This window comes from Pseudomonas sp. Tul2A7, assembly GCF_054790505.1.
This window is the reverse complement of the sequence record NZ_CP186499.1, coordinates 5,717,030-5,731,417: the sequence shown is the minus strand read 5'-3', so window position 1 is coordinate 5,731,417 and position 14,388 is coordinate 5,717,030. Positions and strand designations below refer to the sequence as shown.

General features: G+C 57.8%; 17 protein-coding genes. 8 read left to right on the top strand and 9 right to left on the bottom strand.

What is annotated here, in order from left to right; translation table 11 throughout:
* The first annotated feature begins 57 nt into the window (after window positions 1-57).
* On the top strand, window positions 58-1,041 hold the full coding sequence (acuI, locus tag ACOYXJ_RS25505; RefSeq protein WP_460372244.1) for an acrylyl-CoA reductase (NADPH): 984 nt from the start codon (window positions 58-60) through the stop codon (window positions 1,039-1,041).
* Window positions 1,042-1,068: 27 nt separating this feature from the next.
* On the opposite strand, the gene ada is transcribed toward acuI, so the two are convergent.
* The 5 genes from ada to ACOYXJ_RS25480 form a co-directional block, all read right to left on the bottom strand.
* Window positions 1,069-2,136 carry a bifunctional DNA-binding transcriptional regulator/O6-methylguanine-DNA methyltransferase Ada gene (gene ada / locus ACOYXJ_RS25500; protein ID WP_460372242.1) on the bottom strand — a complete coding sequence of 356 codons (1,068 nt, stop codon included), beginning with the start codon at window positions 2,134-2,136 and terminating at the stop codon, window positions 1,069-1,071.
* An 87-nt stretch (window positions 2,137-2,223) separates the two neighbouring features.
* Window positions 2,224-2,889, bottom strand: coding sequence for a DNA oxidative demethylase AlkB (gene alkB, locus ACOYXJ_RS25495; RefSeq protein ID WP_095121022.1), 666 nt, complete (start codon window positions 2,887-2,889; stop codon window positions 2,224-2,226).
* A 5-nt stretch (window positions 2,890-2,894) separates the two neighbouring features.
* On the bottom strand, window positions 2,895-3,605 hold the full coding sequence (locus tag ACOYXJ_RS25490) for a 2OG-Fe(II) oxygenase (protein WP_460372240.1): 711 nt from the start codon (window positions 3,603-3,605) through the stop codon (window positions 2,895-2,897).
* Window positions 3,606-3,698: 93 nt separating this feature from the next.
* Window positions 3,699-3,875, bottom strand: a complete 177-nt coding sequence (locus ACOYXJ_RS25485) for a hypothetical protein (RefSeq protein ID WP_095120937.1) — start codon at window positions 3,873-3,875, stop codon at window positions 3,699-3,701.
* 28 nt (window positions 3,876-3,903) lie between these two features.
* Window positions 3,904-4,206, bottom strand: coding sequence for a DUF1883 domain-containing protein (locus ACOYXJ_RS25480; RefSeq protein WP_007912251.1), 303 nt, complete (start codon window positions 4,204-4,206; stop codon window positions 3,904-3,906).
* A gap of 210 nt (window positions 4,207-4,416) precedes the next feature.
* Here ACOYXJ_RS25480 and ACOYXJ_RS25475 point away from each other — a divergent pair, with 210 nt between their 5' ends.
* A complete protein-coding gene (locus tag ACOYXJ_RS25475; protein WP_095120936.1) occupies window positions 4,417-4,773 on the top strand; it encodes a hypothetical protein in 357 nt (118 codons plus the stop codon).
* Between the two features lie 71 nt (window positions 4,774-4,844).
* A complete protein-coding gene (locus ACOYXJ_RS25470; RefSeq protein ID WP_008082673.1) occupies window positions 4,845-5,075 on the top strand; it encodes a hypothetical protein in 231 nt (76 codons plus the stop codon).
* Window positions 5,076-5,078: 3 nt separating this feature from the next.
* Here ACOYXJ_RS25470 and ACOYXJ_RS25465 read toward each other — a convergent pair whose 3' ends face one another.
* A complete protein-coding gene (locus ACOYXJ_RS25465; protein WP_102901883.1) occupies window positions 5,079-5,366 on the bottom strand; it encodes a hypothetical protein in 288 nt (95 codons plus the stop codon).
* Between the two features lie 137 nt (window positions 5,367-5,503).
* Window positions 5,504-5,689 (bottom strand): hypothetical protein, encoded by a 186-nt coding sequence (locus ACOYXJ_RS25460; RefSeq protein WP_090283267.1) that lies wholly within the window; start codon window positions 5,687-5,689, stop codon window positions 5,504-5,506.
* Between the two features lie 258 nt (window positions 5,690-5,947).
* Here ACOYXJ_RS25460 and galU point away from each other — a divergent pair, with 258 nt between their 5' ends.
* Together galU and gorA are read left to right on the top strand one after the other, a co-directional pair.
* Window positions 5,948-6,787 (top strand): UTP--glucose-1-phosphate uridylyltransferase GalU, encoded by an 840-nt coding sequence (galU, locus tag ACOYXJ_RS25455; RefSeq protein WP_053120371.1) that lies wholly within the window; start codon window positions 5,948-5,950, stop codon window positions 6,785-6,787.
* A 128-nt stretch (window positions 6,788-6,915) separates the two neighbouring features.
* Complete coding sequence (gorA, locus tag ACOYXJ_RS25450; RefSeq protein WP_460372236.1) at window positions 6,916-8,274, top strand: glutathione-disulfide reductase; 1,359 nt, start codon at window positions 6,916-6,918, stop codon at window positions 8,272-8,274.
* On the opposite strand, the gene ACOYXJ_RS25445 is transcribed toward gorA, so the two are convergent.
* Window positions 8,271-9,287: a DNA-binding protein gene (locus ACOYXJ_RS25445; protein WP_460372234.1), complete on the bottom strand. Its 1,017-nt coding sequence runs from the start codon at window positions 9,285-9,287 to the stop codon at window positions 8,271-8,273. The genes gorA and ACOYXJ_RS25445 overlap by 4 nt on opposite strands.
* Before the next feature lie 177 nt (window positions 9,288-9,464).
* On the opposite strand from ACOYXJ_RS25445, the gene ACOYXJ_RS25440 reads away from it, so the two are divergent.
* The 3 genes from ACOYXJ_RS25440 (at window position 9,465) to ahpF (ending at window position 12,791) form a co-directional block, all read left to right on the top strand.
* Window positions 9,465-10,403, top strand: coding sequence for a site-specific integrase (locus ACOYXJ_RS25440; RefSeq protein WP_460372232.1), 939 nt, complete (start codon window positions 9,465-9,467; stop codon window positions 10,401-10,403).
* 137 nt (window positions 10,404-10,540) lie between these two features.
* Window positions 10,541-11,104 carry an alkyl hydroperoxide reductase subunit C gene (gene ahpC, locus ACOYXJ_RS25435; protein ID WP_007912224.1) on the top strand — a complete coding sequence of 188 codons (564 nt, stop codon included), beginning with the start codon at window positions 10,541-10,543 and terminating at the stop codon, window positions 11,102-11,104.
* A 124-nt stretch (window positions 11,105-11,228) separates the two neighbouring features.
* The gene (gene ahpF / locus ACOYXJ_RS25430; protein WP_460372230.1) at window positions 11,229-12,791 is read left to right on the top strand and encodes an alkyl hydroperoxide reductase subunit F; all 1,563 of its coding nucleotides are present in this window, start codon (window positions 11,229-11,231) and stop codon (window positions 12,789-12,791) included.
* Between the two features lie 1,032 nt (window positions 12,792-13,823).
* Here ahpF and gloA read toward each other — a convergent pair.
* Window positions 13,824-14,345 carry a lactoylglutathione lyase gene (gloA, locus tag ACOYXJ_RS25425; protein WP_038368197.1) on the bottom strand — a complete coding sequence of 174 codons (522 nt, stop codon included), beginning with the start codon at window positions 14,343-14,345 and terminating at the stop codon, window positions 13,824-13,826.
* Window positions 14,346-14,388 lie beyond the last annotated feature (43 nt).

Genomic DNA, 14,388 nt, shown 5'->3' with positions numbered 1-14,388 from the left:
TGTTGCGATGTGGTATTTCAAGGCACGACATTCTGAAAACAGTCATGCGAGGCAGTCATGTTCAACGCCATTGTGATCGACAAAGACGACAACGGTTATCGCGCCAACTTGCAGCAGGTCAACGAAGAGCAATTGCCCGAGGGCGACGTTACCGTGGCCGTCGCGTACAGCACCCTGAACTTCAAGGACGGTCTGGCGATTACCGGCAGCAGCCCGGTGGTGCGCAAATTTCCGATGGTGCCGGGGATCGACCTGGCGGGCACCGTGGAAGCCAGTTCGCACCCCGACTATAAGGTGGGTGATCAGGTGGTGCTGAATGGCTGGGGCGTTGGCGAAAATCATTGGGGAGGTCTGGCGCAGAAGGCGCGGCTCAATGGCGACTGGTTGATTCCCTTACCCAAGGCCTTTACCGCGGCGCAAGCCATGGCCATCGGTACGGCCGGTTACACGGCGATGCTGTGCATTCTGGCGCTCGAGCGCAATGGCGTGACGCCAGAGCAGGGTGAAGTGCTGGTCACGGGAGCCAATGGCGGCGTCGGCAGTTTTGCCATCGCCCTGCTGAGCAAGCTTGGTTATCGCGTGGTCGCGTCCACCGGCCGGGTTTCCGAGCATGAATATCTGCAGCAATTGGGCGCCAGTGAAATCATCGACCGCGCCACGTTGTCAGCGCCCGGCAAGCCGCTGGCCAAAGAGCGTTGGGCAGCGGTAATCGATTCGGTCGGCAGTCACACGCTGGCGAATGCCTGCGCAAGTACTCGCTCCGAAGGCACCGTCGCTGCCTGTGGTCTGGCGCAAGGCATGGATTTCCCGGCTTCAGTGGCGCCGTTCATTTTGCGCGGCGTGACCCTGGCTGGCATCAACAGCGTGACCCAGCCCAAGGCCCGCCGCCTGCAAGCGTGGGATCGTCTGGCCAAGGATCTGGATTTCTCCTTGCTGGCATTGATCAGCCATGAAATCGGCTTGAGTGAAGCCATCGATGCGGCGCCGAAATTGCTCGCCGGGCAACTTCGCGGACGGGTTGTGGTGGACGTCAATCGCTGACAGTCGCCGACGGCGCGGGACAGCCTCTCAGGACGTTGTCTCACGCTCCAGCAACTGACGCTTGCGCTCGACACCCCAGCGATAACCGGAAAGATTGCCATCGCTGCGCACCACGCGGTGGCAAGGGATCGCCACCGCCAGGCGGTTGGCTCCGCAAGCCTGGGCCACCGCGCGCATGGACGTCGGTGCGCCGATGCGCTGGGCAATTTCGGCGTAGCTGGCGGTGCTGCCCAACGGAATCTCCCGCAGCGCTTGCCAGACACGTTCCTGAAACGCTGTCCCACGCACGTCCAGTGGCAGGTCCAGGCCAATGGCCGGCGCTTCGATAAAGCCCACGACTTTGGCGATCAACTGTTCAAACCCGCTGTCTGCGCCAATCAGGTTGGCTTTACGAAACTGATCCTGCAGGTCGCACACCAGTTGATGCGGGTCGTCACCCAACAGAATTGCGCACACCCCACGTTCGCTTTGCGCCACCAGAATCGCGCCGAGCGAGCATTGGCCGACGGCAAAATGAATGTCGTTGTTCTTTCCGGCAGCGCGATAGTCACCGGGTTTCATCCCCAGCAAGTGGTTGGCTGATTCATAGAAACGACTGTTGGAGTTGAAACCTGCTTCATACAGGGCGTCCGTCACCGAACTGCCGTCCGCGAGATGCTCGCGCACTCTGCGCGAACGATGGGCCGCCGCGTAGGCTCTGGGTGTGAGGCCGGTGGCGGCTTTGAACACCCGATGAAAGTGAAACGGGCTCAAACCGGCCGTCTCTGCCAGCTCGCTCAGGGCGGGCGGATTCTCGGCCGTTTCGATTTGCCGGCAAGCTGTGGCGACGGTCGCGGCATGCTGCGCGGCGACATCACTTTGATCCTTGCTTGCACGTTTGCTAGGCCGGTACCCCGCTGCTTCGGCTTGTTGGGCGGTGTCGAAAAACTCGACATTCTGCGGTTTCGGCAGGCGTGCCAGACTGCTCGGGCGGCAGTAGATGCCAGTGGTTTTCACCGCGTAGACAAACTGCCCGTCCGCCTGCGGATCGCGCGCAAGCACGGCGGCCCAGCGAGGATCATGTTCGGTGTTGAGCGGGGTCGAAAGCGTTTTCATGATGAGTGATCCGTTGACCTGTTTGATTCAGGTTAACCAGCCTCGCCTGGCACAACACTCCGGGCCTTGCGGTCAAACTTTTCGAGCTCAGCGAGCAACCCGAAACGTCAGGTTGATCCGTTGTTCACCCAAGCGTGGATGCTGACCTTGCTTGATCGGCAATACGCCGTGGTAGCGCAATCGGTCAACGCCGCCCCAGACCACCAAGTCACCGTGCAGCAGAGGGATTCGCCGGGTCTTGTCGCTGCGCGCAAAACCACCGAACAGAAACATGGCCGGCAATCCGAGTGACAGGGAAACGATCGGCGCGGCGTAGTCCTTTTCGTCTTTATCCTGATGCAATGACATTTTTGCGCCAGGGACATAGCGATTGATCAGACAGGAATCTGCAGTGAAGTCAGAAAAACCAGCTCGCTCGGCTGCCGAATGCGCCAGAGCAGCGAACGATGTTGGCATCTGCGGCCAAGGCTGCCCGTTGAGCGGATCGACAGCCGAATAACGATAGCCGCTGCGATCGGTGATCCAGCCCCAGTCACCGCAACTGCTGGTGCCGACTGACATGCTGAAGCCGCCAGGTGTCACCATGTGACGCAAGGGCGACGCGGCGAGAACGACGTCCAGTGCCGGCAGCAACTGATCGACAATCGGCAGGGCGAAGCCGCGCAATAACCAGGATTGCTCGCCAATCTGTTCGGCTCGGGCTTGTTGTTCGGGTTCGTGGTCAGCGAACAGGTCGAATGTTGTTGAAAACATAGCCATCAGGTTGCGTCGTGAAAGATGATGCCTAGGGTATGCCTTTTTCCACTGTGCAGGCGACTGACGCCATGACGCATGGTCACTCGATAGTCGCCGCGCCCGCCTTTGACCGGGCGTTGATTCACGGCAAAAATCAGTGCGTCGCCTTGTTTCAGGTCTTGCACCAATGGGCGCGATTGCATGTGCGGGCGTTGTTCGGTGAGCACGAATTCGCCGCCGGTAAAATCCTTGCCCGGTTCTGACAGAAGAATCGCCACTTGCAAGGGAAATACCAAGTCGCCGTACAAGTCCTGGTGCAGACAGTTGTAATCCTGCGGGCCGTACTGCAATAGAAGCGGAGTAGGGCGCGTCTGGCCGGCGGCATGGCAGTGTTGTAGGAACTCGCTGTGGGTCTCGGGAAAGCGCTTTGCCAGGTTCATGCGTTCGAACCAGCGGTTTGCCAGCGGCACCAGATGAGGGTAAAGCGCAGTGCGCAGGCGTTCTACGGTTGAGGGAAGCGGATAGCGGAAATACTTGTACTCGCCACGACCGAAACCGTGACGCGCCATGATGACCTGCGAGCGAAACGGTTCGGCTTGCGGATAGAGCGCACTTAAACGCTCGCAGCTTTTTGACGACAGCAGTGAGCGGATAATCGCGCAACCATCGTGATCCATTTGCTGCTCCAGACTTGCCCAGTCGAGCAACTCCAGCCGGGAGGGTGACATTGACATGCTGACGCCTTGACTCATGGTCGAGGCGGTCAGTTTAGGCAGGGCCTTGCGGCAGAACACTCCGCCGCTTGCGGTCGAATTCGTGGTTGCGCCTTACAGTGCTTTGCTGACGCTGATTTCGCTGATCACGTCGTCGCTCTGACCGTGGATCGCGTCCAGGGCAACTTTGGCTTCTTCTTCGGTGCCGTTTTCGAGCTGCGCGAACTCAAAGCGGCGCTCACCGTTGAGTTTGTACTTGATGACGTATTTGGTCGTTTGGGCCACGGTCATGCTTTCCTTTCTGGTTGGATGGCGCGTCTCAGCTGAGTTTGGTGCTGGAGCGACGGATGATCTTGATCGAATGGGTCAGCGTCGGCTTGCGGGTGACGCTGATCGCACGGCGGTTGACGGTGTCGATGGTGATGTTCCAGAAACCGGTGCTCGGCGCGGTGATACGGGCCGGAAACGTGTCGAAGGCGCCGCCGTGATAGGTGTGACGGCCGCCATTCTTGAAGCTGCGGAAGTTGGCGTCGTTCATCAGACGGATGTTGCACATTTGCGAGCATTGGATGACGACGATGTCGTCTTCGTTGAGGTGCTCGCGCTGGTGAATGAATTTCATGGGCGCCTCCAGAAGGGCTTTTTCTACAAAATCAAAACGATAGCTTGTAATTGCGCGCAGTTTATCAGCCTGCACGGGTTATTATCTGGCCGTCGGGCGTTGGTTTGACAATTTTGAACAGATATTCGCGATCGGATGCGAGTTAAATGCAGAAGGCCCCGGAGAAAAACGGCATTTGTGCTGTCGGACGGTCTTTAACGGAGGAATTGTATGAAGTGGGGTGTGGTGTGTCTGCCGTTGGTTCTGGCTGTGGGTGGTTGTGCGAGTGTTTCCGAAATCAATGAAACGCTGCCGACCGTGAGCGTAATCTCCGGCAAGAAACCCCATGAATATGCTCAATGCCTGGCCGAGAAGCTGGCGGACAGCCGCGGCGCGCTGCAAATGCAGCCACACAAGGACGGTGTTCGGGTCATCGTCCCGGGGAAATTTTCCACCGGCGCGGCAGCGGTATTTGATATTGAAGATCGCTCCGGCGGCAGCAGCATCAAGCTGCATGAGCGCATGTCGAATGTGCCAGTGCGTCCGCGTGACGTGCGAAACGCTGCCAATGCATGTATTTCCGGCTGATAGACTGACAGTCATCAGCACCGATGCCGTCGCAGTCATGCTGTGACGGCATTTTCATTTATGGAGCCGCGATGAAGCGAGAGCAAGTACGGGAACGCCACGTAGAGGGGCTTATCTCTGCCACCCACGTCATCCAGAACCCGGCGAATCCGGGAGAATGGATTGTGTTTTTCAAGAAAAGCGCTGGCCGCAGTTATTTCCTGGTGGACGATAACGACGAGGTCGAGTCTTTCAATCGACTCGACGATCTGATCGAGGTGGTGCGCGGACTCGGAATCAAGTTCGCCGAAATTCATATGTAAGGTCTATTTGCAGACCACGACGACGCTGCGGTTTTTGTAGTTGCCGACATCGACGCCGAGGGTTTTGTCGCTTTCTTTGGGCGCAGGCGTGCCGTCAGTACCAACGATGCGATAGCCAGTGCCCGCGCAAGAGGCATCGGCTTTTTCATAGCAGGTCGCCCAGGAGTTGGCTTCGCCGGAGCAATCGATGGACAGCCCCTGTTCACCGTTATTCAGGTAAGTAGGTTGGGAGGTGGCGCAGCCGGCCAGAGCCAATACCGCAATCAGGGGCAGCCATTTTTTCAAGGTCATGTTCGTGGTCTTCAGCAAGGGGGACTAGACGCTGTGACAGCGCCGCTGTGAAAAGGTTATAGCGTTTGGCCACTTGTTTTTAGGTGGGCACAAAAAAGCCCTGCTCAAAGGCAGGGCTTGGGGCGTATCGCAGCAGATCAGTCCTGATCTTTGCCGCGGCGCTTGGCCGATGCCGGAGTGTCGGTGAACACTGCCGCTACATCGGTCGCCATTTGTTCGCTGTCGAAAGGCCCGGCGATGTGTTCGCCATTGGTGGTGGTCAGCGTCCACTTGCCGTCTTTCTTGTCGATCACATACCCGTTGACGATTTTTACCGCAGCCATCTATTTGTCTCGTTCGCTGGTTCAAAGGCGCCATGATACCGGCAAATGCTGGCATTGGGGTGCGATGAGCGTATGGTAATCCGGATTGTCGACAGCTTTGAGCTACGCTGATCTGGCTGCGCCAGGATGTCGATGGAACTATCGGCGAGAATATTTCTCTATGTTGGCATCGGTTAGCCAGTGCGGGGCATTGTAAGGTGCACGCCGCCTGATTAGACTGCGCCGAAACTCGTACACACAGCCCTTTCAAGGACTTATATGATCAAGAAATGCTTGTTCCCAGCAGCCGGTTACGGTACTCGCTTCCTGCCAGCGACTAAAGCCATGCCTAAAGAAATGCTGCCGGTGGTAAACAAGCCACTGATCCAGTACGGCGTTGAAGAAGCTCTGGACGCTGGCCTGACGGAAATCTCCATCGTGACCGGTCGTGGCAAGCGTGCTCTGGAAGACCACTTCGACATCAGCTACGAGCTGGAAAACCAGATCAAAGGCACCGACAAAGAGAAATACCTGGTCGGCATCCGCAAACTGCTCGACGAGTGCTCGTTCTCCTACACTCGCCAGACCGAAATGAAAGGTCTGGGCCACGCGATCCTGACCGGTCGCCCGCTGATCGGTGACGAACCGTTCGCCGTGGTCCTGGCGGACGACCTGTGCGTCAACCTCGACGGCGACGGCGTACTGACCCAGATGGTCAAACTGTACAAGCAGTTCCGCTGCTCGATCATCGCCATCCAGGAAGTCGATCCGCAGGAAACCAGCAAGTACGGCGTTATCGCTGGCGAGATGATCCGCGATGACATCTACCGCGTTCACAGCATGGTCGAGAAACCAAAACCGGAAGACGCGCCATCGAACCTGGCGATCATCGGCCGTTACATCCTGACCCCGGACATCTTCGACCTGATCGAACAGACCGAGCCAGGCAAGGGCGGCGAAATCCAGATCACCGACGCCCTGATGAAACAAGCCCAGAACGGCTGCGTCATGGCCTACAAGTTCAAAGGCAAGCGTTTCGACTGCGGTGGCGCTGAAGGCTACATCGAAGCCACCAACTTCTGCTTCGAGAACTTCTACAAGACCGGCAAGGCTTATTAAGAGCGCTTGACCGGTTTGCAAGAAAAACCCGCTTCGGCGGGTTTTTTCATTTTACGCCCCCATATGACTGGCAGTGCTTGCCCAATAGGTGTCTGCAGGTATGCTGATCCCCTGCCGAGGAGATAGAAATGGCCTACGATTTTGACCTTTATGTGATTGGTGCTGGTTCCGGCGGTGTGCGCGCTGCGCGGTTTGCGGCCGGTTTCGGCGCGAAAGTGGCGGTGGCGGAGAGCCGTTATCTGGGCGGCACCTGCGTTAACGTCGGCTGTGTACCGAAAAAGTTGCTGGTGTACGGTGCGCATTTCGCCGAAGACTTTGAGCAGGCGTCCGGTTTTGGCTGGAGCCTGGGTGAAGCGAATTTCGATTGGGCGACGCTGATCGCCAACAAGGATCGCGAGATCAATCGTCTCAACGGCATTTATCGCAATCTGCTGGTCAACAGTGGCGTGACTTTGCACGAGGCGCACGCGAAGATCGTTGGCCCGCATGAAGTTGAAGTGAATGGCGAGCGCTTTACCGCGAAGAACATTCTGATTGCTACCGGTGGCTGGCCGCAGATTCCGGAGATTCCGGGGCGCGAGCACGCGATCGGTTCCAATGAAGCGTTCTTCCTCAAGGAGCTACCAAAGCGTGTGCTGGTGGTTGGCGGCGGTTATATCGCGGTCGAGTTTGCCGGCATCTTCCACGGCCTCGGTGCGAACACCACGCTGCTGTATCGCGGCGATCTGTTCCTGCGCGGTTTCGATGGTTCGGTGCGCAAGCATTTGCAGGAAGAGCTGACCAAGCGCGGCCTGGATCTGCAGTTCAATGCCGACATCGCGCGTATCGACAAGCAGGCCGACGGCAGCTTGAAAGCCACCCTCAAGGATGGTCGTGTGCTGGAAGCTGACTGTGTGTTCTACGCCACAGGCCGGCGCCCGATGCTCGACAATCTGGGCCTGGAAAACACCGATGTGCAGCTCAACGACAAAGGCTTCATCAAAGTCGACGAGCAATACCAGACCAGCGAGCCATCGATTCTGGCGCTGGGCGATGTCATTGGTCGCGTGCAACTGACGCCGGTGGCGCTGGCTGAAGGCATGGCCGTGGCGCGCCGTCTGTTCAAGCCTGAGCAGTACCGTCCGGTGGATTACAAGATGATTCCGACGGCGGTGTTCAGTCTGCCGAACATCGGCACGGTCGGTTTGACCGAAGAAGAAGCGCGCGAAGCTGGTCACGATGTGGTGATTTTCGAAAGCCGTTTCCGGCCGATGAAGCTGACGCTGACCGAGTGTCAGGAAAAGACCCTGATGAAGCTGGTGGTCGACGGCAAAACCGATAAGGTGCTCGGTTGCCATATGGTCGGCCCGGACGCTGGCGAGATCGTGCAGGGCCTGGCGATTGCGCTGAAGGCTGGCGCGACCAAGCGTGACTTCGACGACACGATCGGGGTTCACCCAACGGCCGCCGAAGAATTCGTCACCATGCGTACGCCGGTCGGCGCTTAAGCGTCTTTCGGCTTGGCTGAGTCTGGCGCTGCCGCAACGGTAGCCGCCAGACGCTGGCTTTCTTCCAGGCTTGCGTGAGCCTTGTTCAATTCCTTTTCCAGTGACTGGTTGAGCAGCGTCTGCTCTTCGACGCTCTGTTTGAGTGTCTGGCTTTCCAGTGTCGCAACGCGCAAGCGTTCCTGGAGGAGGGTGCGCTCACTGTCGACGCGGGTCGCTTGCTCGAGCAGTTGATCCTGACGCTGATTGCTCTGCTTGAGCTGATCCTGCATCAGGCTCAGTTCGCGCTGCGTGCCACGGTTTTCCGTGAGCAGGCGTTCGTTGTCGCGGTGCAGTTGCGTGATCTCGTCCTGGCGGACCAGTGCACTTTGCTGCGCCTGACGCAACTCGGCCTGAATCTGCTGCACCTGTGCTTCGTGACGGCTCTGTTCCTGCTCGCGCTGCTCCTTGGTGGCGTTGCGATAGTGCTCTAGTGCGTCACGGGCGTGCAGGTGTTTTTCTTCCAGCGAGCGGATCTGCTCGTCCTTGTCCTGCAAACGCAATTCAAAATCGGCCAATGCCTGATTCAGCCCGGCATTGCGGGTTTGCTCGGTTTGCAGCATCGAGCGGGTGTTGCCAAGCGCTTCGGACTCGCGCTCCAGTGCGGCGCCTTGAATGTCGTGCTCGTGTTCGAGCTTTTCCAGGGCCTGGCGAGTCTGTTGCAGCTCCGATTCCAGTGCTTCGCGCTGTTCCTCGAACTGCTCGCGGGCTTGCTCGATAGGCTCTTGCGCCTGTTCTTTGAGGCGCTGGGCGAGGCGCGAGACGAGGGCAGTCAACTCATCATCGATGGGTTCTGCCGAGGCTTCAATCGGCTGCGCGCCGTCATCCAGCTCTTTCAAATAGCGATGGATCGTGGTTTTCGAGCCGGTGTTGCCCATTTCAATGCGTACTGCATCGATGCTCGGGTGTTCGCCACGGGCGAGGATCGCTGTGCGCGCGATCTGCACCAGGGCTTTGGTAATGCCGCCACGGGCCATGTCAACTCCTACGGTTACGTACTGTGGTACATGCCACTAAAGTACGCAGTGTACCATTCAGAAAATAAAGGTAAACCTTTGATAATAAAGACACGGGATATACTGGTATTACCCAGTGTCAGACGGCAAAATGCGCTTCTGCATCCCAGCCTCAGTACGCCAGCGAGAAAACAGCCCATGAGCGATCTGGATCGCTATCTGCAAGCCGCCACCCGTGACAACACTCGCCGCAGCTACCGCGCGGCCATCGAGCATTTCGAAATGAAGTGGGGCGGGTTCTTGCCGGCAACCGCAGACAGCGTTGCGCGGTATTTGGTGGCGCACGCTGAGGAGTTGTCGATCAACACGCTGAAGCTGCGTTTGTCGGCGCTGGCGCAATGGCACAACAGCCAAGGGTTTGCCGATCCGACCAAGGCGCCGGTGGTGCGCAAGGTCTTCAAAGGCATTCGCGCATTGCATCCAGCGCGAGAGAAACAGGCCGAGCCATTGCAGTTGCAGGATTTGCAACGCGTCATCGATTGGCTTGAGCATGAAGTGCAAACCGCGAGAGAGCAGCAGGACCGCCCGCTACTCCTCAAGGCTTACCGCGATCGTGCCTTGATTCTGCTGGGATTCTGGCGCGGCTTCCGCAGCGACGAGTTGTGTCGCTTGCAGATCGAGCACGTGCAGGCGCACGCCGGCAAAGGCATCACCTTGTATCTGCCACGCAGCAAGGGAGATCGAGAAAATCTAGGGCAGACTTATCAAGCCCCGGCGCTACTCAAGCTTTGCCCGGTGCAGGCCTATATCGACTGGATCACCGAAGCGGCGCTGGTGCGTGGCCCGGTTTTTCGCAGTATCGACCGCTGGGGCAATCTGAACGAGGAGGGGTTGCACGCCAACAGCATCATTCCTCTACTGCGCCAGGCCTTGCAGCGTGCGGGCATTGCCGCCGAAAACTACACCAGCCATTCCTTGCGTCGAGGCTTCGCGACTTGGGCGCACCAAAGTGGCTGGGATCTGAAATCGTTGATGAGCTACGTCGGCTGGAAGGATATGAAGTCCGCGATGCGCTATGTTGAAGCCAGCCCATTCCAAGGGATGGCTCGGATTACGGATAACCCGGCTTCGTCGTAGATATCGTTTTCTTCTATTAATACAGTCAGCTAATAGCGAAAACAAATCAGCAGCATCAGGTTTGCCAATGAGCCATCCGTCGAGTGAGTGGGTAGGATTCACCCATCAACTTCATAACCCCTGACGGAGAGTCATCAATGCCTATCATCAACAGCCAAGTAAAACCGTTCAAAGCTACCGCGTTCAAAAACGGCGACTTCGTTCAAGTCTCGGACGCTGACCTGAAAGGCAAGTGGTCGGTCGTGTTCTTCTACCCAGCCGACTTCACCTTCGTTTGCCCAACCGAGCTGGAAGACCTGGCTGACAACTACGCTGCTTTCCAGAAACTCGGCGTAGAAATCTACAGCGTTTCCACCGACACCCACTTTGCTCACGCTGCCTGGCACAACACTTCGCCAGCCATCGGCAAAATCGAATACACCATGATCGGCGACCCGACCCACGCCATCTCCCGCAACTTCGACGTGCTGATCGAAGAAGTTGGCCTGGCTGACCGTGGCACCTTCGTGATCAACCCTGAAGGCCAGATCAAAATCGTTGAACTGAACGATGGCGGCGTTGGCCGTGACGCTTCCGAGCTGCTGCGCAAGATCAAGGCTGCTCAGTACGTCGCTGCTCACCCAGGCGAAGTTTGCCCAGCCAAGTGGAAAGAAGGCGAGGCCACTCTGGCGCCGTCCCTGGACCTGGTCGGCAAGATCTAAGTCTGTGACACGCAACTCGGGGCGGATCTCCGCACCTACTTAAGTTAGCTGCACCGCCCCATAAAAATGCCCGGGCGAGATTCGCTCGGGCTTTTTTTCGCCTCAAATAAAGGAAATCGCCCGTATGTTGGACGCCAATCTTAAAGCCCAGTTGAAATCGTACCTGGAACGGGTCACCCAGCCGATCGAGATCGTTGCCTCCCTCGACGACGGTGCGAAATCCCGTGAAATGCTGGACCTGCTGAAAGACGTTGCCAGTCTTTCGAGCCAAATTACCTTGATCGACAGCGGTGATGATGCACGCAAGCCATCGTTCTCGATCAACCGCCCGGGCGCTGACATCAGTCTGCGTTTCGCCGGCATCCCGATGGGCCACGAGTTCACCTCGCTGGTGCTGGCCTTGCTGCAAGTCGGCGGCCACCCATCGAAAGCCAGTGTTGAAGTGATCGAGCAGATCCGCTCGCTCAAAGGCGAGTTCAGCTTCGAGACGTACTTCTCGCTGTCCTGCCAGAACTGCCCGGACGTGGTCCAGGCGCTGAACCTGATGGCCGTGCTTAACCCGAACATCCGCCACGTCGCTATCGACGGCGCGCTGTTCCAGGACGAAGTCAACGATCGCAAGATCATGGCCGTGCCGAGCATCTACTTGAACGGTGAAAACTTCGGTCAGGGCCGCATGGGCCTGGAAGAGATTCTCGCCAAACTCGACACCGGCGCGATCGAGCGTCAGGCCGAGAAGATCAGCGCCAAAGAGGCCTTCGATGTGCTGGTCGTCGGCGGTGGCCCGGCCGGTGCTTCGGCAGCGATTTACGCTGCACGTAAAGGCATCCGCACCGGCGTCGCGGCTGAGCGTTTCGGCGGGCAGGTGCTCGACACCATGGCCATCGAGAACTTCATTTCCGTACAGGAAACCGAAGGGCCGAAACTGGCCACCGCGCTGGAAGAACACGTCAAGCAGTACGACGTCGACATCATGAACCTGCAACGCGCCGACAAGCTGATCCCGGGCAAGAACGGCGAGTTGCACGAAGTTCACTTCGCCAGCGGCGCCACCCTTAAAGCCAAGAGCGTGATTCTGGCGACCGGTGCGCGCTGGCGTGAAATGAACGTGCCGGGCGAGCAGGAATACCGCAACAAAGGCGTGGCGTACTGCCCGCACTGCGACGGTCCGCTGTTCAAAGGCAAGCGTGTGGCGGTGATTGGCGGCGGTAACTCCGGCGTTGAAGCAGCCATCGACCTGGCCGGGATCGTGTCGCACGTAACGCTGCTGGAGTTCGACGTACAACTGCGAGCCGACGCCGTATTGCAACGCAAGCTGCACAGCCTGCCGAACGTCACCGTGATCACCAGCGCGCAAACCACTGAAGTCACCGGTAATGGCGAGAAGGTCAACGGTTTGCGTTACAAGGATCGCAATACTGATGAGTTGCGCACTGTCGAGCTGGAAGGGATCTTCGTGCAGATCGGGTTGCTGCCGAACACCGACTGGCTGAAAGGCACCATCGAGCTGTCGCCGCGTGGCGAGATCATTGTCGATAACCGTGGTGAGACGTCGATCCCGGGGATCTTCGCTGCCGGTGACGTGACGGCTGTGCCGTACAAGCAGATCGTGATTGCGGTGGGCGAGGGTGCGAAGGCTTCTCTGAGCGCTTTTGATCATTTGATCCGCACTTCGGCTCCGGCATAACTGTCAGGCCAGAAATGAAAAAACCCGTGAGCGATCATGGGTTTTTTTATTGCGCGAAAAAAGCGGCCCCTCACCCCAGCCCTCTCCCGAAGGAGAGGGGGCCGACCGAGGTGTCTGGCGTTGTCCGCCGACCTGAACGATCCAGTCGATTATGGATTCAATGCCAATCGTTCAAGTCGGCGTAATTCTCCAATATCCCCCAATCAGTTCCCTCTCCCGAAGGAGAGGGGGCCGACCGAGGTGTCTGGCGTTGTCCGCCGACCTGAACGATCCAGTCGATTATGGATTCAATACCAATCGTTCAAGTCGGCGTAATTCTCCAATATCCCCCAATCAGTTCCCTCTCCCGAGGGAGAGGGAGCCGACCGAGGTGTCTGGCGCTGTCAATCGACCTGAAAGATCCAGTCGATTATGGATTCAATGCCAATCGTTCAAGTCGGCGTAATTCTCCAATATCCCCCAATCAGTTCCCTCTCCCGAGGGAGAGGGAGCCGACCGAGGTGTCTGGCGCTGTCAATCGACCTGAAAGATCCAGTCGATTATGGATTCAATGCCAATCGTTCAAGTCGGCGTAATTCTCCAATATCCCCCAATCAGTTCCCTCTCCCGAGGGAGAGGGAGCCGGCCGAGGTGTCTGGCGCTGTCCATCGACCTGAAAGATCCAGTCGATTATGGATTCAATGCCAATCGTTCAAGTCGGCGTAATTCTCCAATATCCCCCAATCAGTTCCCTCTCCCGAGGGAGAGGGAGCCGGCCGAGGTGTCTGGCGCTGTCAATCGACCTGAAAGATCCAGTCGATTATGGATTCAATGCCAATCGTTCAAGTCGGCGTAATTCTCCAATATCCCCCAATCAGTTCCCTCTCCCGAGGGAGAGGGAGCCGACCGAGGTGTCTGGCGCTGTCTATCGACCTGAAAGATCCAGTCGATTATGGATTCAATGCCAATCGTTCAAGTCGGCGTAATTCTCCAATATCCCCCAATCAGTCCCCTCTCCCTCCGGGAGAGGGTTAGGGTGAGGGGCTTTTGCTTTTACAGCGGCGCAGGCTGAATGATCTCGACCCAGTAACCATCCGGGTCCTTGATGAAGGCCAGGCTTTTCATACGGCCATCGGTCAGGCGCTTCTGAAAGTCGCAACCCAGCTCTTCAAAGCGTGCGCACGCTGCCACGATATCCGGAACCGAAATGCAGATATGGCCAAAACCACGCGGATCGGTATTGCCATTGTGATAGGCGAAATCGGCGTCGTTCTCAGTACCGTGGTTGTGAGTCAATTCCAGAATGCCTGGAATCGACTTCATCCACTCGGTGCGCGCAGCGGCGTCGGCCGGGATCTGTGCCTTGTCGACCAGCGCGAGGAAATACAGGCTGAACTCGGCTTCCGGGAAATCACGCTTCTCAACCAACGAGAAACCCAGCACGCGGGTGTAGAAGTCCAGGGATTTGCTGATGTCTTTGACGCGCAACATGGTGTGGTTGAAGACAAAATTACGGGTGGCGCTGTCTGGCGTGGCGGTGACGCCGGGGAAAGTGTTGAGTTCGTGCAGGCTCATGGGCCCTCCAATAACTATGGGCGAGTGAATGGGCGCAATGATA